Origin of the sequence: Kocuria kalidii, assembly GCF_044462225.1 — a bacterium.
In the GTDB taxonomy this organism is placed as follows: domain Bacteria; phylum Actinomycetota; class Actinomycetes; order Actinomycetales; family Micrococcaceae; genus Kocuria; species Kocuria kalidii.
The window spans coordinates 1-19,484 of record NZ_JBISWJ010000008.1; the positions used below are offsets into that span (position 1 = coordinate 1).

19 protein-coding genes are annotated in these 19,484 nt (G+C 73.3%); 10 read left to right on the plus strand and 9 right to left on the minus strand.

The window, feature by feature from the left end:
• Window positions 1-201: 201 nt before the first annotated feature.
• Window positions 202-822: a dihydrofolate reductase family protein gene (locus ACH9D3_RS00910; RefSeq protein ID WP_396409504.1), complete on the minus strand. Its 621-nt coding sequence runs from the start codon at window positions 820-822 to the stop codon at window positions 202-204.
• 359 nt (window positions 823-1,181) lie between these two features.
• Here ACH9D3_RS00910 and ACH9D3_RS00915 point away from each other — a divergent pair, with 359 nt between their 5' ends.
• The 5 genes from ACH9D3_RS00915 to ACH9D3_RS00935 all read left to right on the plus strand — a co-directional run bounded on the left by ACH9D3_RS00915 (window position 1,182) and on the right by ACH9D3_RS00935 (window position 7,750).
• A complete protein-coding gene (locus ACH9D3_RS00915) occupies window positions 1,182-2,690 on the plus strand; it encodes an MFS transporter (protein WP_396409505.1) in 1,509 nt (502 codons plus the stop codon).
• A 119-nt stretch (window positions 2,691-2,809) separates the two neighbouring features.
• Window positions 2,810-3,097: a DUF4287 domain-containing protein gene (locus tag ACH9D3_RS00920; RefSeq protein ID WP_396409506.1), complete on the plus strand. Its 288-nt coding sequence runs from the start codon at window positions 2,810-2,812 to the stop codon at window positions 3,095-3,097.
• A 254-nt stretch (window positions 3,098-3,351) separates the two neighbouring features.
• Entirely contained in the window at window positions 3,352-4,809 is a 1,458-nt protein-coding gene (locus ACH9D3_RS00925; RefSeq protein WP_396409507.1) for a sodium:solute symporter family transporter, read from the plus strand.
• 146 nt (window positions 4,810-4,955) lie between these two features.
• Window positions 4,956-6,635: an amidohydrolase family protein gene (locus ACH9D3_RS00930; protein WP_396409508.1), complete on the plus strand. Its 1,680-nt coding sequence runs from the start codon at window positions 4,956-4,958 to the stop codon at window positions 6,633-6,635.
• The gene (locus tag ACH9D3_RS00935) at window positions 6,632-7,750 is read left to right on the plus strand and encodes a GTP-binding protein (protein ID WP_396409509.1); all 1,119 of its coding nucleotides are present in this window, start codon (window positions 6,632-6,634) and stop codon (window positions 7,748-7,750) included. The genes ACH9D3_RS00930 and ACH9D3_RS00935 overlap by 4 nt, the downstream gene beginning before the upstream one ends.
• 31 nt (window positions 7,751-7,781) lie before the next feature.
• On the opposite strand, the gene ACH9D3_RS00940 is transcribed toward ACH9D3_RS00935, so the two are convergent.
• Together ACH9D3_RS00940 and ACH9D3_RS00945 are read right to left on the minus strand one after the other, a co-directional pair.
• On the minus strand, window positions 7,782-8,957 hold the full coding sequence (locus ACH9D3_RS00940) for an MFS transporter (RefSeq protein WP_396409510.1): 1,176 nt from the start codon (window positions 8,955-8,957) through the stop codon (window positions 7,782-7,784).
• A 149-nt stretch (window positions 8,958-9,106) separates the two neighbouring features.
• The gene (locus ACH9D3_RS00945; RefSeq protein WP_396409511.1) at window positions 9,107-9,874 is read right to left on the minus strand and encodes a hypothetical protein; all 768 of its coding nucleotides are present in this window, start codon (window positions 9,872-9,874) and stop codon (window positions 9,107-9,109) included.
• A gap of 300 nt (window positions 9,875-10,174) precedes the next feature.
• On the opposite strand from ACH9D3_RS00945, the gene ACH9D3_RS00950 reads away from it, so the two are divergent.
• Window positions 10,175-10,540 carry a hypothetical protein gene (locus ACH9D3_RS00950; protein WP_396409512.1) on the plus strand — a complete coding sequence of 122 codons (366 nt, stop codon included), beginning with the start codon at window positions 10,175-10,177 and terminating at the stop codon, window positions 10,538-10,540.
• 116 nt (window positions 10,541-10,656) lie between these two features.
• Here the strand turns inward: ACH9D3_RS00950 and ACH9D3_RS00955 are convergent, their stop codons facing one another.
• Entirely contained in the window at window positions 10,657-11,181 is a 525-nt protein-coding gene (locus ACH9D3_RS00955) for a flavin reductase (protein WP_396409513.1), read from the minus strand.
• Between the two features lie 73 nt (window positions 11,182-11,254).
• Window positions 11,255-11,704 (minus strand): redox-sensitive transcriptional activator SoxR, encoded by a 450-nt coding sequence (gene soxR, locus ACH9D3_RS00960; RefSeq protein WP_396409514.1) that lies wholly within the window; start codon window positions 11,702-11,704, stop codon window positions 11,255-11,257.
• 303 nt (window positions 11,705-12,007) lie between these two features.
• On the opposite strand from soxR, the gene ACH9D3_RS00965 reads away from it, so the two are divergent.
• The 3 genes from ACH9D3_RS00965 to ACH9D3_RS00975 all read left to right on the plus strand — a co-directional run bounded on the left by ACH9D3_RS00965 (window position 12,008) and on the right by ACH9D3_RS00975 (window position 14,479).
• Window positions 12,008-12,247 (plus strand): hypothetical protein, encoded by a 240-nt coding sequence (locus ACH9D3_RS00965; protein ID WP_396409515.1) that lies wholly within the window; start codon window positions 12,008-12,010, stop codon window positions 12,245-12,247.
• Window positions 12,248-12,340: 93 nt separating this feature from the next.
• The gene (locus ACH9D3_RS00970; protein ID WP_396398016.1) at window positions 12,341-12,955 is read left to right on the plus strand and encodes a class I SAM-dependent methyltransferase; all 615 of its coding nucleotides are present in this window, start codon (window positions 12,341-12,343) and stop codon (window positions 12,953-12,955) included.
• Between the two features lie 60 nt (window positions 12,956-13,015).
• Window positions 13,016-14,479, plus strand: coding sequence for a protein adenylyltransferase SelO family protein (locus ACH9D3_RS00975; protein WP_396409516.1), 1,464 nt, complete (start codon window positions 13,016-13,018; stop codon window positions 14,477-14,479).
• Window positions 14,480-14,509: 30 nt separating this feature from the next.
• Here ACH9D3_RS00975 and ACH9D3_RS00980 read toward each other — a convergent pair whose 3' ends face one another.
• Both ACH9D3_RS00980 and ACH9D3_RS00985 read right to left on the minus strand, forming a co-directional pair.
• The gene (locus tag ACH9D3_RS00980; protein WP_396409517.1) at window positions 14,510-15,220 is read right to left on the minus strand and encodes a hypothetical protein; all 711 of its coding nucleotides are present in this window, start codon (window positions 15,218-15,220) and stop codon (window positions 14,510-14,512) included.
• 134 nt (window positions 15,221-15,354) lie between these two features.
• Window positions 15,355-16,440, minus strand: a complete 1,086-nt coding sequence (locus ACH9D3_RS00985) for an excalibur calcium-binding domain-containing protein (protein WP_396409518.1) — start codon at window positions 16,438-16,440, stop codon at window positions 15,355-15,357.
• A gap of 369 nt (window positions 16,441-16,809) precedes the next feature.
• On the opposite strand from ACH9D3_RS00985, the gene ACH9D3_RS00990 reads away from it, so the two are divergent.
• On the plus strand, window positions 16,810-17,328 hold the full coding sequence (locus ACH9D3_RS00990; RefSeq protein WP_396409519.1) for a hypothetical protein: 519 nt from the start codon (window positions 16,810-16,812) through the stop codon (window positions 17,326-17,328).
• Between the two features lie 134 nt (window positions 17,329-17,462).
• Here ACH9D3_RS00990 and ACH9D3_RS00995 read toward each other — a convergent pair whose 3' ends face one another.
• Both ACH9D3_RS00995 and ACH9D3_RS01000 read right to left on the minus strand, forming a co-directional pair.
• Window positions 17,463-18,704, minus strand: coding sequence for an FG-GAP repeat domain-containing protein (locus ACH9D3_RS00995; RefSeq protein WP_396398021.1), 1,242 nt, complete (start codon window positions 18,702-18,704; stop codon window positions 17,463-17,465).
• A 247-nt stretch (window positions 18,705-18,951) separates the two neighbouring features.
• On the minus strand, window positions 18,952-19,410 hold the full coding sequence (locus ACH9D3_RS01000; protein ID WP_396409520.1) for an ArsI/CadI family heavy metal resistance metalloenzyme: 459 nt from the start codon (window positions 19,408-19,410) through the stop codon (window positions 18,952-18,954).
• Window positions 19,411-19,484: the final 74 nt, after the last annotated feature.

Below are 19,484 nucleotides of genomic sequence, written 5' to 3' on the forward strand. Positions count from 1 at the left end.
CGCCGGCCCGCCCCAGCGGGGTGGGGCGGCGGACACCGAGACGGCCGCCGATGTCCGACCGACACTCTCCCTTCGGAGCACGGCGTGGCCGACGACGTGATCGAGGTGGGATTCGTCCGCGCGGCCTGCGATGCCGGAACCGGGCCGGCCCGTCGTCGTCCCCAGGACGGGGCTGGTCGGTGCGCGACGCTCGGCGGCCGCCTACTGCGGCCGCTGTGAGACGTCGACCCCGGTGACCGGGTCGCCGGCCCGTTCGTAGAGGAGCGAGACCGCTCCCTTCGGAAAAGCGCGCGGCGCCTGCACCGGGGTGAAGGCGGCCGGGACGGTGCCGTCGCCGAAGAGACGCTTGCCCGAGCCCAGGACCAGCGGATAGAGGATGAGGTGGAGCCGGTCGACGAGGCCCTCCCGCAGCAGGGTCGTCACCAGGTTGCCGCTGCCGATGACGTGCACCTCCTCGAACCGGTCCTTGAGCGCTCGCACCTCGGTCGCGACGTCCGTCAGCGCCATGGTTCCCTCCCACGACGGGTCGGTCGGCGTACGCGAGACGACGAACTTCGGCACGGCGTTGAACGTGGCGGCGATCGGGTCGTCGTCGCCGTGGGCCGGCCAGTAGCCCGCGAAGATGTCGTACGTCCTGCGACCGAGCAGCAGCGCATCCAGACGCGCGATGCCGGCACCGATCGTCTCGCCCGACTCGTCGTCGAAGTACGCCCCCTGCCAGCCACCCAGTGCGAAGCCGTCCGCACGGTCCTCCTCGGGCCCGCCCGGGGCCTGGTAGACACCGTCGAGGGTGAGGAAGATGTCGGCCTGGATGATGCCCATGGTGGTGTCCTCCGGTGTGGTGCTGAGACGTCCGAGGCGGACCATGGTCCCGCCACGGAACCCGGGCGTCAACCCTCGCACGCCGACGACGGCACACCCGGCCCCACCGGTCCCGACGCATCGTGCGAGCCGGGACGATCGCGGCGTCCATCACGGTCTCGCGCTCAGCACGGCGGGGGGTCGTCCGCCGGACCGACGGGCGGAAGTCCAGGGGTCCGGTCCGGAAGGCGGCGGGTCGCCGGGCCGCCCGCACCAGCTGACCCCGCGCTCCGGCCCCGCCATCCCCAGGAGCACGGGGGTGTTCCGTCGTCTGCCCCGAATCCGTTAGCGTGTCCGCGGCCGTCACTACACTGGGCCGCATGAACGAGCAGGATCCGGGTCTGTCCCGGGCCGCTGCGGCCCCCGCCGGCCGTGCGGCACTTCCCGCGGACGCGACCGTCACGCCCGCTCCGGTCGACGACGCAGAGGCCCCGGACCTGGTCGACCCCGGCGCCGTCGACACGTCCCTGCGCACTCCGGCCCAGCGCTCCCGCACCTTCGCCGGGATCCTGGGAAACACCGCGCTCGCCAACATCACGACCAGCTACCTGTGGTTCTCCCTGACGTTCTGGGTGTACCTGGAGACGCGCAACGTGATCGCCACCGGAGTGATCGGCGGCGCGTACATGCTGCTGATCGCGCTCTCCAGCATCAGTTTCGGCACGTTCGTGGACCGCTACCGCAAGCTGGCCGTGATGCGCTTCGCCGCGGGCTTCACGCTGGTGATGTTCGCGCTGTCCGGAGTCATGTTCCTGCTGACGCCCACGGCCTCGCTGCTGGACCTGACCCAGCCGTGGTTCTGGCTCTTCACCCTGGTCATTCTGATCGGCGGCGTGGTGGAGAACATGCGCAACATCGCCCTGTCCACCACGGTGACCATCCTCATCGAGCCGGATCGGCGGGCCAACGCCAACGGAATGGTGGGCATGGTGCAGGGACTGATGTTCATCGTCACCTCGGTGCTCTCCGGGCTGTCGATCGGGCTGATGGGCATGGGCTGGACGATCGTCGTCGCCGTGGTGCTCACGGCGCTGGCGTTCGCACACCTGCTCACGCTGAGCATCCCCGAGGAGGTGCGCCCGGCCGCCACGGACGCGCACGGGGGATTCGACCTGCGCGGTTCCTACGCCGCTGTGCTGGCCGTCTCGGGACTGTTCGCGCTGATCCTGTTCTCCACGTTCAACAACTTCATCGGTGGCGTCTACATGGCGTTGATGGATCCCTACGGCCTGGAACTGTTCCCCGTGGAGCTGTGGGGAGCCTTCTTCGCGCTCGGCGCCACCGGCTTCATCGTGGGCGGCGCGCTGATCGGCAAGTTCGGACTCGGCTCCAACCCCTTGCGCACCATGCTCATCACGGTGATCGCGATGGGGGTCCTCGGTGCGGTGTTCACGCTGCGGGAGTGGGCATGGCTGTACATCGCCGGCATCTGGCTCTACATGTGCCTGTTCCCGTTCGTGGAGGCCGCCGAGCAGACGATCATCCAGCGGGTGGTGCCGCTGCAGCGGCAGGGCCGGGTGTTCGGGTTCGCCATGGCGTTCGAGTCCGCGGCGGCACCGATCACCGCGTTCCTCATCGCGCCGATCGCCCAGTTCTGGATCATCCCGTACGCGCGGTCGGCGGAGGGCTCGGCCCAGCTGGCGCCGCTGCTGGGGGAGGGCACCTCCCGCGGGATCGCCCTGGTGTTCCTGGTGGCCGGCCTCATCATGATCCTGGCGGCGCTGCTGGCGTTCCTGACCCCGGTCTACCGCCGGGTCTCGGCGTCGTACGCGCGGCAGGCAGCGGAGGACGCCGGAGGCGGCGTCACCGCGCCCTCGCCCACCGGATGAGCGCGGTGGCGCCGATGAGACGCAGGGCCAGGGGTCTCCTTGACCACCGGAACGACGGTGGTGAGACTGGACATTCCGCAGCGCGCCCCGTGCCCGTGCCCAGAGCCGAAGGTGGTCGCATGTCGTTCCAGGCCTATCTCGACAGCATCGAAGCGACAACGGGGCTGACGCCGCGGCAGTTCGTCGACCTGGCGCACGAACGCGGTTTCGACGCCTCGACCAGGGCGGCCCCCATTCTCGAGTGGCTCCGGGACGACTACGGCCTCGGCCGTGGCCACGCCATGGCCCTGGTCCACGTGATCACGAAGGGCCCCGGCATCAACCCGAAGCACGTTGGGAGCGGGGGCGCCCACCGCGACGAGTCGGACGAGCTCTGGCTCGACGGCGCGGCGTCCCGCCCACAGTAGGAGCCGCTTCATCGTGGCCGGCTCCGCGGACAGCTGCCCGCCGACTTGTGAGGATCCCTCCTCGCGGCAAGGATGAACCCGTGCTCGGACGCCGTTCCGACGAGGTCCGCCGCGACACGATCGGGTGGTGCACCCCGTGGACGGTGAGGCCAACGACCGGACGATGAGTCCCACCACCGGGGGGTGAGGCACGCCGTGCGCAACCGAGCAGGACCGACGTCCAGGGAACTCCGACAGGAACGGTGGTGCGGCGCATGAACTGGTATCTCGTGTGGATAGTGGGCTTTCTCCTGCTGCTGTTCGCCGTCAGCGTCAGATCGGCCCGGACCGTCAGGACGGCCGACGACTACGTGATGGCCGACTTCCGTCTCGGGTTCTTCCCGATCTGCGGGTCCGTCATCGCCACGGTGACAGGATCCGCGGCGCTCATCGGCAGCGCCGGCAAGGGCTTCGAGATGGGGATCTCGTACTTCATCACCGCCATCAGCTTCACCCTGTTCACGGTCGTCGCGGTGCTGGTGCTCGGGCCCACCATCCGCGGGCTGCGGCTCTACACGGTCCCCGAACTGTTCGCGCGGCGATTCGGGAGGCTGTCCGCGCTCGTCCCGGCACTGATCATCGGGTTCCTCTACATGACCCCCACGTTCGGCATGCAGCTGGTGGGCATGAGCGCGATCCTCTCCTCCATCACCGAGCTGCCGTCCTTCTGGGGCATCGTCCTCGGGTTCGCGGTGACCCTCGCCTTCACCCTGATCGGGGGCATGCCCAGCGTGGCCTGGACCGACGCCGTCCAGACCGTGGTCATCGTGGCCGGCGTCGTCATCACGCTCGTCATGGGCATCGCGTACGTCGGGGGCCCCGGTGCCGTCGTCGAGGCCACGCCCGAGCGGCTGCTGAGCTTCGGCAGCATCGGCTTCACCGAGCTGCTGAACTGGTTCCTGGTCTTCGGGCCGTTCTACATCGTCTGGCAGACCACCTGGCAGCGCCTGACCGCGGCCAGGACCACCACGGTGGGGATCTCCGCCGTCGTCACCGGGTTCGTCATCTCCGGCCTCATCGCGCTCCTGGCCATCTTCATCGGCATCGCCGCGGTCCAGGCGTTCCCGGCCGGGACGGACCCGGACACCATCTACACCTCGTTCGTCGCGGCGGTGTTCCCCGGTTCCATCGGCGGCCTCTTCATGGTGTCGCTCCTGGCGGCCCTGCTCACCGGCGCGACCTCCTTCCTGCTCAGCGGGGCGATCAACATCTCGAAGGACATCTACCAGGGGTGGGTCGATCCCACGGCCGACGACCAGAAGATCCTGCGGGTCTCCCGCCTGTCCGTCGGCTTCATGGCCGTCCTCGGCCTGCTGATCGCGCTGTGGGTCGAGGACATCATCGGGATCTACCAGGTGGCGCTGTCCTTCACGGCATCCGCGCTGGTCGCGCCCGTCCTGGCGGCCATGTTCTGGGAGCGGGCCACGAAGACCGGCGTGGTCGTCAGCACGGTCGGGGCCCTGGCAGCCACCCTGCTCTGGCGCCTCGCCGGCCAGCCGTTCGGCCTCCACGAGATCGCGCCGGGTCTCGTGGCCTCCGCCGTGCTGCTGGTGGTGGTCAGCCTCCTGACGTCCCACTCGCGGGACGAACAGGTCACCGCGTACTTCCACGCCTTCCGGCGCGACCGCGACCGCCAGGACGACGTGCCGGTGGAGGGCCCGGTCGCACCGTGAGCCGTGCACCCCGGGGCCTTCCAGCCCCCTGCTGGGCTCCGTCGTCGGGGCCCGTCGCCCGGGAGCCGGCGCTTGCGACGGCCGGCCGCGACGCCAGACACTGAGGCCAGTTCGCGGACGTCCGAGTCCGCCGTCGAGAGGACCCCATGGAGCCCACGACCGTCTATCCGGCCCGCATCGTCCGCACGATGGACCCGTCCCGGCCGACGGCGGAGGCCGTCGCCGTGCGCGGCGACCGGATCCGTGCCGTCGGCGGCGTCGCGGAGCTGCTGTCCTACCCCGGCGCGGTGCTCGACGAGCGCTACGCCGGCACCGTCCTGCTCCCCGGCTTCGTCGAGGCGCACAGCCACGCCGGCTCCGGCAACGTGTGGGCCAGCACCTACGTGGGCCTCGTGGACCGCACCGACCCCGACGGCCGGCGCTGGGCCGGGTGCCGGACCATCGACGAGGTGCTGGACCGGCTCCGCGAGGCCGAGGCGGAGCTGGAGGCCCCGGACGAGCCCCTGCTGGCCTGGGGCCTGGACCCGATCTACTTCCCGGGCCGGCCGCTCGCCGCCGCGGAGCTGGACCGGGTCTCCGCCACGCGCCCCGTCCACGTCGCGCACACCAGCGGGCACGTGTGCGCGGTGAACACCGCGGTGCTGCACCGGTTCGGGATCGACGCGTCCACGCCGGTCACCGGGGTCGTCAAGGACGACACCGGGAAGCCCACCGGGGAGCTGCGGGAGTTCGCCGCGATGGCGCTCGTCGGTGAGCTCACGGCGGGCTCCAGCCTGCTGGACGTCGACGAGCGGGCGCTGCGCCGGTTCGCGCAGGACGGCGTGAACACGGGCACCACCACGCTGACGGACCTGGGCACGACGACCCTGATGGACGACGACGGCGTGGCCCTGTACCGCTCGACCGTCGACGAGGACTACCCGGCCCGGCTGAACGTGTTCCACTTCGGCGCCGGCGTCGGCCGCGTCGCCCTCTCCCTGGCCGACGCGGCGGAGCGGCTGGTGCGGCTCCGCGGACTCTCCACGGAGCGTCTGCGCTTCGGCAACGTCAAGCTCATGCTGGACGGCTCCATCCAGGGCTTCACGGCGCGCCTGCTGGAGCCCGGCTACTTCGGCGACCAGCCGAACGGGATCTGGGCCGTGAGCCCGGAGGAGTTCCACGAGGCGTTCGAGACGTTCCACCGGGCCGGGCTGCTGGTGCACGTGCACTGCAACGGGGACCAGACGACCCAGCTGTTCCTCGACACGCTCGAGGCCGTCCTCACCGCCCACCCCCGTCCCGACCACCGGCACACCTGCACGCACTCGCAGCTGAGCACACCCGCCCAGTACCGGCGGATGGCCGCCCTCGGGGCGTGCGCGAACATCTTCGCCAACCACATCTGGGCCTGGGGCGACCAGCACCTGGACCTCACGGTGGGCCCCGACCGGGCCGCGCGCATGAACGCCGCCGCCACGGCGCTGCGGCTGGGCGTGCCGATCTCGCTGCACTCGGACACCCCGGTCACGCCGCTGGGCCCGCTGCACTCGGTGAAGCACGCGGTCACCCGGCTGACGGTGTCCGGGCGCGTCATGGGGGAGCACGAGCGGATCGGCGTGCAGGAGGCGCTGGAGGCCGTCACGATCGGCGGGGCCTACCTGCTGAGGACGGACCACGAGGTCGGCTCGCTCGAGGCCGGCAAGTTCGCGGACCTCGCCGTCCTGGCCGACGACCCGCTCGCCGTCGCGCCCGAGGACATCGGGGACATCCACGTCCTCGGCACGGTGGTCGGCGGCCGGCACCACGCCACCCGGGTCCCGGCCCCCGCGGCAGCCCCCGCGCCGTGACCGCCCGGCTCGGGATCATCGGAGGCTACCTCGGCTCCGGGAAGTCCACGCTCGTGAACCGGCTGCTGGCCGGGGTGCTGCCCGGCCGGGTCGCCGTCGTCGTCAACGACTTCGGCAGCGTCAACATCGACGCCGACCTCATCGCGTCGGCCTCCGGGGACACGGTCGAACTGACGAACGGCTGCATCTGCTGCCAGATCAGCGACGACGCCGCCCGCACCATGTCGGCGCTGGCCGCGCGCGGGGACCTGGACCACGTGCTGTGCGAGGTCAGCGGCGTGGGCGACCCCGGGCAGCTGGCGGCGTGGCGGGACTTCCCGGGCTTCTCGCCCGGCCCGGTGCTCGTCTGCGCGGACGCGACCGCCGTGCGGCGGCTGCTGGGGGACGAGTACGTCGGGGACACGGTGCGGCGGCAGCTCACCGCGGCCGAGGTGGTCCTCGTGACGAAGACGGACCTGGCCCTGCCCCCCGAGGTGGCGGACGCGGCGGAGGCGTGCCGCCGCGCCGCGCCGCGGGCGCGGCTCCTCCTGCAGGACCCGGCCGATCCCGGTGCCACGGCGGCCGAGGCCCTCGCGGGCTCGGCCCCGGGAGCGGCCGACGACGGCGGCGCGCCGCCCGATCCCGCCCTTGCGCAGCCGGACGACCCTGCGGAGCCGGACGACCATGCCGCTCTGGACGATCTCGCGGAGCCGGACGACCACGCCGCTCTGGACGTCCTCGCGGAGCCGGACGACCACGCCGCTCTGGACGTCCTCGCGGAGCGCGACGACCACGCCGCGGTCCACGTGTCCGCCGTCCTCGAGTGTCCCGGTCCTCTCGACGTGGAGGCGCTCGCCGGAGTGCTGGCCGGCCGGGTGGAGCGGCTCGTCCGGGCCAAGGGCATCCTCCGGGGCACGGACGGACGGTGGCACGAGGTCCAGCTCGCGGGCGGGCGGGTGGACGTGCGATCCCGCCCGCCCGGCCGGCCCGCCCCGGGGCGCCCGGCCCTGGTGCTCATCGCGGCAGGCCCGGACGCGGAGGAGTCCCTGCGTGCCGTCCGCGCGGCCCTGGCCCCGCTGCTCGAGCACCTCCCCGGGGCTCCGCCGGGCGCGACCGCCGGTCCCGGGACGCCCTGAGGACCGGGCCGAGGCCGTCGTGTCGGACGTGTCAGTCCACCGGTGCCCCGGAACGGCGCCGCCGCAGGGCGAGCGGCAGGGTCAGCAGCGAGAGCGCTCCGGCGACCAGCAGCGCGGTGCTGAACGAGGTGCCTGCCGCGACCATGCCCACCAGGACGGCACCGGCACCGGTCCCGGCGTCGAAGCCGATGTTCCAGACCGCGCTGGCGGGGCCGTAGTGCTGCCGGCGGACCGCCTGGAAGGTCACGACCAGGGTGAGGTTCTGCAGGCCGCCGTAGCTGATGCCCACCATCGCCGCGCCGATCATGAGCGCCGGGGCCTCGGTCGCCCGGGGATCGCGGACGGCCCAGGCGATCACGGTCATGCCTGCCGTGGTCAGCAGCACCAGCGGCGCGATGAACCTCCGCGGTCCGAACCGGTCCGACCAGGCACCGACCCGCCAGCGCGCGAGCGCTGCGGCGACGCTCATGAGCAGCAGAGCCAGCGCGGTCAGCACGGCACTGCTGCTCATCTGAGCCATGAAGGTGATCAGCGCACCGCCGGCCAGGGTCACGCCGATCAGCAGGGCCATCGGCGGGAGGAGGAGCACGTAGGGCGCCCGCACCTTCTCCTGGTCCTCCTCCCGGTCCTCCTCCGGGACGTGGTCCAGCATCCGGGCCAGACCGATGGCGGGCACCACAGCGGCCACGGGCAGGGCCGCCACGGCGAACACGACCCCGAAGCCGAGGTGCTCGGCGATCCAGGGTCCCGCCGACAGGAACAGGATCTGCGGTCCCGCGATGGCCAGGCCGTAGGCACCGATCGCCTTCCCGCGCCGCTGCGGCTCCACCAGCTCGGCCACCAGGGCGCTGCCGGTCACGGTCAGGACGCCGAAGCCGAGCCCACGCACCGCGGAGAGCGCCAGGGTCGGTCCGAGGGCGTCGCTGACGCCGTGCGCCAGGGCGGGCAGGCCCAGCAGGAGCATGCCCGTGACGAGGACCGGTGCCCAGCCCCAGCGGCGCAGCGCACCGGGGACGACCAGCTGCGTGAGCACGGTGAAGAGCATGAGCACGCCGTTCACCAGCCCCGCGCCGACGGAGTCGGCCCCGCCGTGGACCACCCACAGCGGTGCGACCGCCAGCAGCGCCGCGTACCCCGAGAAGCCCAGGACGGTCATCGTCAGCAGCAGCGGCATCCCCGGGGCCCGCCAGACCGAGGTGTTCACCACCGGCCGAGGCCTCGGACGACGGCTCCGCCCTCGTGGCACGCGCCTGCGGTGGGCGGGCGTCCCGCACGGCATCGCGGCGCTGCGGGCGACTGCTCGTCGCGGACATCGGTGATCGGCATGGTGACGCCAGCCTATGCCCGGCCTCCTCCTCAGACGGGACCTCCGCGCAGCACGTCCACGTGCACGTGGTCGAGGTGGCGCAGGATCTCGTTGGACGGCTCCGGTGCGTCGTAGTCCTGCCACTGCCCCCGTGAGCTGTGGGCGCTCCAGATCCGGTCGTCGAAGATGACGTACTGGACGTCCAGGTCCTCGGCGTGGGCGACCAGCCAGTGGGCCAGCAGCCACCCCGCACGCCGGTTCTCCTCGGTCACCGGGCGGAAGAAGACGTCGACGGCGCGGCCGTCGTAGTGCGCCGACTCCTCTCCGTGGCCGTGGCCGATGCCCCCCGGGGCGAACCCGCCCAGGCTCTGGTCGCCGAACACCTCGGTCATCGCCTCCCGGAGCTGCTCGGCGCGCGGTGTCAGGCCGGTGCCGGTCAGCTGCTGTTCCGGCAGGTCACCGGCGGCCGAGCCCCGGCAGGCCAGGCTCGCGCCGGCGTCACCGGGCGGCCCGTCGGCCAGGCGCTCCAGCACCGCGGGCTCGATGCCGGAGGTGTCCGGGCTCTCCGCCCCGCGGGCCGCGAGCGCCACTGCCGTCGTGGCCCGCTGCGCCTCCTCGCGGTCGAGCCCGACCTCCCCGTCCGCGGTCTCGACCGTGCACTCGGAGCCCCACCGCAGCCAGTCGTCCCCCGGGCGCAGGGCGCTGAGCACTCCGGGCCCGAGGAGCGCCAGCGCTCCGGCGAGGATCCCGAGCAGAAGGAGGAGCCCCAGGAGCGCCCGGGCCGGGCGGCGGCGTCCCGGCGCCCCGTCGGCGGTCATCACCGGGGCCTGCCCGGGTGCCGGACGGTGACCACGTGGGGGCCGGTGCCGGCCGGAACCCGGGTCGGGACCGGTCCGGGGACTCCGGGACCGGTCACGGCGTTCCTCCGTACGATGACGCACTCCTTCGTCGGTGCAGCGGGGTTCCAGCTATAGCAGAGCGGACGGCCCCCGGCGAGGACTCCCAGGGAACGATGGGGGTTCTCCCACCGCACGGCGGAGGATCTCGCCGACGTCCCGGACCGCGAGGCCGGCGGCGTCACGGCCGGGAGCCCCGGAACGCCCTGACAGCATGGGGCCATGGACGACATCGCCGCACAGGACCCGAGGACCGCACGGATCGACGGACGCCGGTTCGCCGGTGTCAGCAACTCGGCCGCGGGACAGGTCGGCTCCACCACGGTCTTCACCTATCACCAGGAGGGCGACGCGATCTGGGCGGACTACGCCGGAGGAGCGGTCCGCCGGGGCTTCCTCGTGGGCACGCGCACCGACGACACCCTGGAGTTCCGCTACGCCCACCTCAGCGTGACGGGTGGGACCGCCGGCGGGCAGTGCACCTCGCGGATCGAGGTGCTCGCCGACGGGCGCGTCCGGTTCCACGAGTCCTGGGCCTGGGAGTCCCGGCCGGGCACCGGCACCAGCGTGGTGGAGGAGATCCGATAGGTCGTGCCGAGCCGTAGGGGACACCGCCGCCCGGTGCGGCGGTCGCCCGGACCCGGTCCGGGACGGAACGCCCGTCCCGAGCCCGGGATCGTCGTCGGTCCCGACCGGGGTGCCGGCTAGGGCAGGCGGGAGTGGGGGCCCAGGCAGTGGAAGGCCCGGTCGTGGTACACCAGGGGCTCGCCACCGCCGGCCACGGTGCGGACGTCGAGCACGGTCGCGGCGATCAGCACCGACCCGCCCACCGGTACGCGGTGGGCGATCTCGCACCGCAGCGCCCACGGCGCCGCCCGCAGCAGCGGTTCACCCGAGGCCAGGAGCTCCCAGTCCATCCGATCGGTGAACCGCGGCGCTCCCCGGGTGGAGAAGGCGCGGACCAGGTCGAGCTGCTGGGCGCCCATGAGGTGGACGACCACCGTCCCGGCCCCGGCCAGCTGCGAGGCCGAGCGACCCTCGGAGACGGAGAAGGCGAGAGCCGGCGGGTCCGCCGACACCGAGGCCACGGACGAGGCGGTCAGCCCCACCGGGCCGTCGGGCCCGGCGGCGGTGACGACGGCGACCCCGGCCGGGTGGGCCCGGAAGGCGTCCTTGAACAGCTCGCCGCCGACCGTGGTCGTGGCCGCGCTGAGGGAGGAGATGGTCATGCCTGCGCTTTCGTTGCCGGTCCCCGAACTCTTCGGGACAGTGACGACGCTAGGACCTCAACCGTGGTTGAGGTCAAGGACTGTGCGGCGGCTCACGCCGCGGCTCGGCGGGCTCCAGCGCGGGGGCTCCGGGACCGGCGGCACCCTGGCGGTCGTCCGGATTGATGAGGCTGCACGCCGACAACGACAGGCACCCGCACCCGATGCACCCGTCCAGCCGGTCGCGCAGGTGCTCCAGCTGGGCGATCCGGGCCTCGATCTCGTCACGCCACGCACCGGAGAGCTCCTGCCAGTCGGACTGGTCCGGCACCCCGTCGTGCGGCAGGTGCTCGAACGCCGCGGCCACCGTCGCCAGCGGGATGCCCGCCTGCTGGGCCGCCCTGACGACCGCCACCCGCCGCAGGACCGACCGGGGATAGCGCCGCTGATTGCCCGAGGTGCGCCGACTGCCGATGAGCCCCTGCCGCTCGTAGAAGTGCAGCGCCGACACCGACAACCCGCTGCGGGCGGCAAGCTGCCCCACACTGAGCTCCGTCCTGCCGGGTGCCGACCCGGCCGTCACGGCCGTCCCTGCCCTGCCGGGCAGCGGCGCCGACAGGGATCCGCCCGGCCTGTCCACATGGGTCTCCTCCTGGGTTCCTGCGCGAGCCTGCACCTGCTTCCAGGTCTCTGCTTCCCCTAGCTCGTTCAGTGACCCAGGGTAGCCGTCGGTGCATCGCCCGGGCAGATCCGTCCTCCCCACCGGTGCGGGCGCACCGCTCCACGGCACGGAGCACGGTTCTCGGGACACGTCTGATCGATCGTCCTCCAGCGACGGTGTCGAGCCGTGACGAACGTTTCCTGGACGACGGGGCTGGAGCCCGCCGTGGCCCTGTTCCGCTCCCTGTCCGACCCCACCCGTCTGGCCGACGGCGAGGCGCGCGTCCGGGATCCGGTGGAGCAGACCGGCCGGGCCCGGTCCACCGTCTCGGCCCACGTGGCCTGTCTCCGTGGCTGCGGACCGGTGGCCGGCCGGGCCGAGGGCCGGGAGGCCTGGGCGGGGGAGCTCGTCGAGGACGAGGACTGACCCGGGCCCCGCACGCCGGGACGGCGGCGGGGCGGCGCGGGCAGCACCCGGCGACCGTGCTCGGTGCCGCCCGGCGGGCGGTAGCCTGGCGGGGTGGTGGAGCAGAGCATGTGGATGCAGCAGGTGCAGGCGGATCCCGGGCACTCGTCGTGGTACGTCGAGCGGTTCCGGGCGCTGGCGGCCGCCGGTGAGGACATCGTGGGGGAGGCGCGGCTGGTGGAGGCCATGGTCCCGCCCGGATCGCGGATCCTCGACGCCGGGTGCGGCCCCGGTCGGCTGGGTGGTCACCTGCACCGGAGCGGGCACACCGTCGTCGGGGTCGACGTCGACCCCTCCCTGGTCGCCGCCGCACGGGAGGACCACCCCGGTCCCCGGTGGCTCGTCGGGGACCTGGCGGAGCTGGACCTGCCGGCCCGGGGCGTCCCGGAACCCTTCGACGCCGTGGTGTGCGCCGGCAACGTCATGGCCTTCCTGGCCCCCAGCACCCGTACCGAGGTGCTGCGCCGCCTCCGTCGCCACCTGGCCGCCGACGGGCGCGCGGCCGTGGGCTTCGGCGCCGGACGCGGCTACCCGTTCCCGGAGTTCCTGCGGGACGCCGAGCGGGCCGGGCTCGTGCCCGACCTGCTCCTGTCCACCTGGGACCTGCGCCCGTTCCGGGAGGACAGCGACTTCCTCGTGGCCGTCCTGCGCGCCGCCGCACGGCCCTGAAGGACGCCGGGCCCCGGCACGCACCCCGCGGCCACAGGCGCGTCCGGTAGCGTGGACGGGGTGAGCACCGCACCCCTGTCCGCCATCACCCTCGAGAGCCGCTTCGCCCAGGAGCTGGGGGAACTCTCCGTGCCCTGGCAGGCCGACGACGTCGCCGATCCCCGGATGCTCGTGCTCAACGAGCCGCTGGCCGCCGAGCTCGGCCTGGCCCCGGGATGGCTGCGCGGCGAGGAGGGGACGCGCCTGCTGGTCGGGAACCTCGTCCCGGAGGGTGCCAGGCCGGTGGCGCAGGCCTACTCCGGGCACCAGTTCGGCTCGTTCTCCCCGCGGCTCGGCGACGGCCGCGCGCTGCTGCTGGGCGAGGTCGTGGACGCCGGCGGCCGGCGCCGCGACCTCCACCTCAAGGGCTCCGGGCGCACGCCCTTCGCCCGCGGCGGCGACGGCCTCGCGGCGGTCGGCCCGATGCTGCGCGAGTACGTGCTGAGCGAGGCGATGCACGCGCTGGGCATCCCCACGACACGGTCCCTCGCCGTGGTGGCCACGGGACGGCAGGTGCGCCGCGAGACCCTGCTGCCGGGAGCCGTGCTCACCCGGGTGGCGAGCAGCCACCTGCGCGTGGGGAGCTTCCAGTACGCCCGTGCGACGGGCGATCCCGGCCTCCTGCGCCGGCTCGCCGACCACGCGATCCGCCGCCACCACCCGCACGCGGCCCGGGCGGAGAACCCCTACCTCGCCCTGTTCGAGGCGGTCGTCACCGCCCAGGCCGAGCTCGTGGCGCAGTGGATGCTGGTGGGGTTCGTCCACGGGGTCATGAACACGGACAACACGACCATCTCGGGCGAGACCATCGACTACGGGCCGTGCGCCTTCCTGGACGGCTTCGACCCGGCCGCGGTCTACAGCTCCATCGACGTGGGCGGACGGTACGCCTACCGCAACCAGCCCGTGGTCGCGGAGTGGAACCTCGCACGCCTCGCCGAGACCCTGCTGCCGCTCGTCCACGAGGACCAGGACCGGGCCGTCGAGCAGGTGCAGACGTCCCTCCGCGGGTTCGCCGGGCAGTACAGCACCGTGTGGAAGGCCGGGCTGCGCGCCAAGCTCGGCCTCGCCGGCGACCACGGGGACGATCTCGTCGAGCAGCTGATCGACGAGCTGTTCCCCCTGCTGGCGGCCGACCGCGTGGACCACACGTCCTTCTTCCGTCTCCTCGGCCGGGCCGCCCGCGGCGACACCGGCCCGGTGCGGGGACTGTTCCTCGACCTGCCGGCCGTCGACGCCTGGGTGGAGCGCTGGCGCGCCCTGGGCCCGGAGGCCGCGGCGATGGACCGCGTCAACCCGGTGTACATCCCCCGGAACCACCTGGTGGAGGAGGCGCTCGAGGCCGCCACCGCAGGAGATCCGGAGCCGTTGACCGGGCTCCTGGAGGCCGTGACGGACCCCTACGTGGAGCGGCCCGGCCTGGACCGCTACGCCGAGCCCGCGCCGGACACCTTCGGCCCGTACACGACCTACTGCGGGACCTGAGGCACCGGTCCGGCTCCTCGGGGCCGCCGGTCACCCGCCGATGTACTCGCCGGTCACGCTGTTCACGGTGCCGTTCTCGATGCCCGCGCACTGTGCGGCGCCGGCGGCCGTCACGGGCTCGTAGTTGAGGCAGAAGGCGTCGTAGTAGGGCACCCCGTTCTGCCACGCGGCCAGTGCCTCGTCGTAGGTGAACTTCTCCGGGAAGGGGACCGCCCCCACGCCGGTGTTCACCTCCACCCGGCAGGTCCTGGGGTCGCCCGTGGCGGAGGCCAGGAGCTGGCCGGCCGTGTCGACGACGTCGATCCGGTCCTGCCCGGTGCCCATCGCGGACTGGTAGGCCCGGCAGATGTCGACGGCGACCGAGCGGTCGTTCACATCCGCGGTGAGCCGGTGCAGCAGACCGCCCTCCTGCGCGGGCTGCTGCTCGATCCCGGACACGGTCCCGGCGTGCTGCCGGCCCTCGGGGGTGGCGGAGAACGCGGTCCACGGGTCGGCGGCACCGGGCTCCGCCGGCGCCGGCCCGGACTCCTCGGCCGGTTCGGCGGTCGGTTCGGCGGTCCGCTCGGCACTCGGCCCGGCACTCGGCTCGGACGAGGGGTCCGGCGCGGTCCCCGCGGGGGAGGACGGGGCCGACGACCGGGCCGCGGCGGTGGCCTCCTGGATCCCGGAATCGTCGGAGCATCCGGCCAGGGCGAGACCGGATGCGAGGAACAGACAGGTGACGACGGCCTTCGTGCTCATGGGGTGCCTCAGCTTCGTGGTGGGGGATGGGGGGGCGGGGGTGCAGCGCACGGCGTTCACCGGGGGTCCTGGGCCCTCACCGGTCGTCCGTCCGTGCGTCCGTCTGTTCCTCGTCCGTGCGTCGTTCGCTCGTCCTACTCGCACGCGACGCCGTCCGAGTCGCCGTCCATGGCGTTCCGATAGCCGGGGTCACCGCGGTGCAGCGGGGCGGCGCCGGCCTCCCGGGCGGCGGTGCAGTTGGCGTAGTGCACGTCGGCCGGGGCGGGCGCCGGACCCTCCGGGGCCTCGGCCGGCGCCGCACCACCGGGGACGTCGCCGAACGGGGTGCCGCCGGGCAGCTGCTGGTCGGGGCAGCCGGAGAGCACCTCGGCCATCGCGTTCTTCTCCGGGGCCGTGACCCACAGTCCGTAGCGGGCCTTCACCGCGATCTGGACGGCCACCATGTCGCACGCGAAGGCCCGGTCGGGGGGCAGCCACTCGGAGGCGTCCTTGTCGGACTTCGATCCGTTCGTCGGGCCGTCGACCGCCAGCAGGTTCAGCGGATCGTTGGCGAGGGCCACCCGGTCGGTCGGGGAGAGCCGGCGCGCCCCCGTGACCCAGGCGTTGCCGAGCGAGACGACGTGGTCGACCTGGACGTCGCCGGACGTGGCGACCCCGCGCACGAAGTCGATGGTCGCGCCGGTGTAGGGGTCGGCGAGGGTGCCGGTGTCGACCCGGCACCCGTCGGCGGACACGACCCCGGTCAGATCCCGCGCCAGGACCTCGTTGCGGGAGTCCTCGCAGTCTCCGTCGGCGTCGATCCACCCGCCGAACAGGGCGTCCCGGTCGTAGTCGGACATCGTCCCGGCGGCGGCGACCGGGAGGTCCTCCAGAGCGAGGAAAGCGCCCGAGGGCGGGGTGACGGCGCGGACCGGGGTCTCCGACGGCTCCGGTGCGGGGGTCACCGTGGTGACCGATCCCGGGGTCCTCGACGCAGCAGGCGAGGGAGCTGCGCCGGCCGTGGCACTCGGCGACGGGAACGGGGTGGCGGGCACCGTCGTCACGGTGCCCGGGTCGGCGTCCGGGTCGGTGGACGCGGTGCTGGACGTGCACCCGACGACCAGCCCGATCGCGAGGACGAGGTGCAGCGGCACGGCCACGATCCACGTGCCCGCGGCGGAACTGCGGCGGGGGGCCACGCCTCCTCCGGGTGCGGGGGAGGAGGGCGGGGTGTTGCTCATGGTGCTCCTGGGGGGTGGGGGGAGATCGCCTGGTGGAGGGCACGCGGTGGGGGAGCGCGCGAGGCACCTTCTTGTTGTACGTTCCGGGGCGGCCCGGAACCGCACGACGCGCCGCGTGCGCCGACACCGGTCGGAGTGTGACGTGCGGAGCGCGTCGTGCCGGTCGCCGCGGGGCGCCGGGCCGGGCACCGACGGGCTCCCGCCCCGGCCGAAACCCCTCGGCCGCACCCCCTCGGCTGCACCCCCTTCTCAACCGCACCCGTCCCCTGCGCGCACGGACCGCGCCGTGCTCCCGGTCCGTCGCTGAGTGCCCCCGCACGGCCGTCTCCCGACGGCCCGGCGGAGGCCTCGTGCCCGCGCCATCCCCGCATGAGGGGTCAGACACGCGGGCCCGACCGGTGCGAGGATGCGAGCACGGGGAACGTCGAGCGGGGGGAGGGCCTCGTGCTGACCGCGCGCGACAGGATGCTCCTGGGCCTCTGGCTCCTGCCCGTGGGCCTCGGGCTCGTCGTGGGGACGCGCGTCGGGGACGACGACGGCTCCGTCATGCTGTTCGTCACCGGGGTCGTCGCGGCGCTGTACGCCGTCGTGCTGGTCCGTGTGCTCCTCGACGTGAGACGCCGGCGCCGCTGGGCACGGATGGCCTCCGCCGCGGGCGTCGTCCCGCCCGCCCCCGTCGATCCCGACCCGGAGCGTCCGGACACCGACGGCGAGCGCGGTCACGTCCTCGCCGTCTCGCGCGTCCTGCAGCTGGTCCTCGTCGTCTCCGGCGCCGTCTACGTCGTCGCGGAGGCCGGTTGGACCTTCGTCGTGGTCGCCGCGCAGCTCGTCACCGTGGTCACCATGGCCGCCTACGTCCACGAGCGCGGCGCGGAGCCGGTCGGGTAGCGTCCGGAGGTCCGCAGGGGTCGTCCTGCCGCCGGGCCCGCGGGTGCACGCGCCGGGCGGCGCACGGTGCCGCCCCCGTCCGCAGGGGCGGGGGCGGCACCGTGGGCGGCCGCGACGGATCGCGGCCGGCGGGCTCAGGACAGCTGCACGTACGTGGCCGAGTGACCGAAGCCCACGACGTCGTCACGGCCGTCGCCGTTGACGTCGCCGAGCAGGCGCGGATAGCGCTCCTCGGTCCACCCGTCCTCGTACCCGAAGGCGTCGACCTTCAGGTACACGGGCCCGTAGGTGTTCTGGGCCCGGCCGTGCGCGACGTACACCCCGGCGTTCCCGAACCCGACCAGGTCCTGGATCCCGTCGACGTTGATGTCGGCGTGGGTCCGCAGGTGGCGGTCGCCGTCCCACCCCTGCGCCTGCCCGAAGTTGCGCGGTTCCAGCTCGACCCCGGTGTACTCGCCGTGGTTGAGCGAGTACGCCGTGGAGACCCCCGCGTAGCCGTAGCCGACGACGTCGGCGGACGCGATGGGCTCGACGGCGTAGATGTTGACGTCGGCCAGCATCCGGGGATGGTCCTCCACGCGCCATCCCTGGGCGTAGCCGAAGTTGCGGATCTCCAGCTCCGGCTGGGTGAACGTGTCACCGGGCCGCGAGAAGTACGAGACGTACGTCCCGGCGTGGCCGAAGCCCACGATGTCGGCCGTGCCGTCCCCGTCCATGTCGTCGAGCATCCGGGGGTGCTTCTCGATCCGCCAGCCGTCCTCCCAGCCGAAGCTGTCGAGCCGCTTGCCCGTGCCGAAGAAGGTCCGGTCGGTCCCGCCGTGCGAGATGTGGACACCGGAGTGGCCGAACCCGACGATGTCAGCGGTCAGGTTCCCGTCGACGTCGGCCAGCTCCCGAGGGTGCCTGTCGACCCGCCAGCCCTGGTTCCAGCCGAAGTCGCGGACCTTCAGCTCCGGCGTGGTGAAGCGGCCGTCGCCCAGGGAGTAGGCGACGTAGACCCCGGCGTTCCCGAAGCCCACGATGTCGTCGAGCCGGTCGCCGTCGACGTCGGCCAGCGTGCGGATGTGCCGCTCCTCGGTCCAGCCCTGGGCGGCGCTGAAGTTGCGCACGCTCGATCGCGGCGTGCTGAAGGTGCCGTCGGCCTGGCCGAAGGCGACCTGGACGCCCGTGTTGCCGAAGCCGACGACGTCGGCGCGGCCGTCGCCGTTGACGTCGGCGAGCTCGCGCACGTGCTGGTCCACGCGCCAGCCCTGGACGTAGGAGAACATGGGCTGCGAGGTCGCGGCGTGGGCCGGACCGGCCACGGCGAGCCCGCCGGCGACGAGCGCGGTGACCGATGCGCCGGTGAGGGTGCGGGAGACGAGAGAGTGTTTCATGGTGGTGGCCCCGAAGTGGTGAGGTGGTTCGTCGGCACGGGTGCAGGTGGCATGTGCCGGGGACGTCGGTCGACCCCCGGTCGACCGGGAGATGTTCCCCGGGAGCAGGGTGTGCCACCGGGGAACCGGTGACCCCGGGAACGAGGTCCCGGGGTCGAGGCGCAACAGCTGAGAGTGCCAGTTTACTCGTGCAACATGTTGCTCACCAAGGGCTTTCGCGTCCGTGACGCCTCCTGCGGCCCGCGTGTCAGGGCTGCGGTGCGGCGCCGGCGGGGCAGCAGGCGCCGTCGCCGTCCACCGCGGAGGCCTCCCGGTCGGTGCGGCCCTCGAGGTCGGGCCGGGCGTCGGCGGTGACGGTGTAGACCTCCCACGGCTCCTTGCCCGGACCGGTCACCCAGACCTTGTCCTGGACGGCGTAGCAGCAGGTGGTCTGCTCCTCCGGCCGGGTGGCCAGGCCGGCGTCGGCCAGTCGGCGCGCGGCCGCGTCGACCATTGCCGTGCTCTCCACCTCCACGCCGAGGTGGTCCATGCGGGTGTCCTCGCCGGGCTCCCCCTCCAGCAGCACGAGCTTCAGGGGCGGCTCCGCGACGGCGAAGTTGGCGTAGCCCGGGCGTCGCTTGGCCGGGGCCGTGCCGAACAGGGTGGAGTAGAACGCGATGGAGCGCTCGAGGTCGGCCACACGCAGGGCGAGCTGGACTCTGGACATGACGGTCTCCTTCCGGGTGGGACGGCTGCTCATTCAAATCGACAGCCGTCTATGTGACATAGTGCCACCAGCAT

Bases quoted from the DNA above. Each gene is read 5' to 3' on its own strand.
- ACH9D3_RS00945 (WP_396409511.1), bottom strand. From the start codon at position 9,874: ATGACCGCCGACGGGGCGCCGGGACGCCGCCGCCCGGCCCGGGCGCTC.
- ACH9D3_RS00930 (WP_396409508.1), top strand. From the start codon at position 4,956: ATGGAGCCCACGACCGTCTATCCGGCCCGCATCGTCCGCACGATGGAC.
- ACH9D3_RS00955 (WP_396409513.1), bottom strand. From the start codon at position 11,181: ATGACCATCTCCTCCCTCAGCGCGGCCACGACCACGGTCGGCGGCGAG.
- ACH9D3_RS01000 (WP_396409520.1), bottom strand. From the start codon at position 19,410: ATGTCCAGAGTCCAGCTCGCCCTGCGTGTGGCCGACCTCGAGCGCTCC.
- ACH9D3_RS00920 (WP_396409506.1), top strand. From the start codon at position 2,810: ATGTCGTTCCAGGCCTATCTCGACAGCATCGAAGCGACAACGGGGCTG.
- ACH9D3_RS00915 (WP_396409505.1), top strand. From the start codon at position 1,182: ATGAACGAGCAGGATCCGGGTCTGTCCCGGGCCGCTGCGGCCCCCGCC.
- ACH9D3_RS00910 (WP_396409504.1), bottom strand. From the start codon at position 822: ATGGGCATCATCCAGGCCGACATCTTCCTCACCCTCGACGGTGTCTAC.
- ACH9D3_RS00985 (WP_396409518.1), bottom strand. From the start codon at position 16,440: ATGAGCAACACCCCGCCCTCCTCCCCCGCACCCGGAGGAGGCGTGGCC.
- ACH9D3_RS00980 (WP_396409517.1), bottom strand. From the start codon at position 15,220: ATGAGCACGAAGGCCGTCGTCACCTGTCTGTTCCTCGCATCCGGTCTC.
- ACH9D3_RS00950 (WP_396409512.1), top strand. From the start codon at position 10,175: ATGGACGACATCGCCGCACAGGACCCGAGGACCGCACGGATCGACGGA.
- ACH9D3_RS00990 (WP_396409519.1), top strand. From the start codon at position 16,810: ATGAGGGGTCAGACACGCGGGCCCGACCGGTGCGAGGATGCGAGCACG.
- ACH9D3_RS00995 (WP_396398021.1), bottom strand. From the start codon at position 18,704: ATGAAACACTCTCTCGTCTCCCGCACCCTCACCGGCGCATCGGTCACC.
- ACH9D3_RS00925 (WP_396409507.1), top strand. From the start codon at position 3,352: ATGAACTGGTATCTCGTGTGGATAGTGGGCTTTCTCCTGCTGCTGTTC.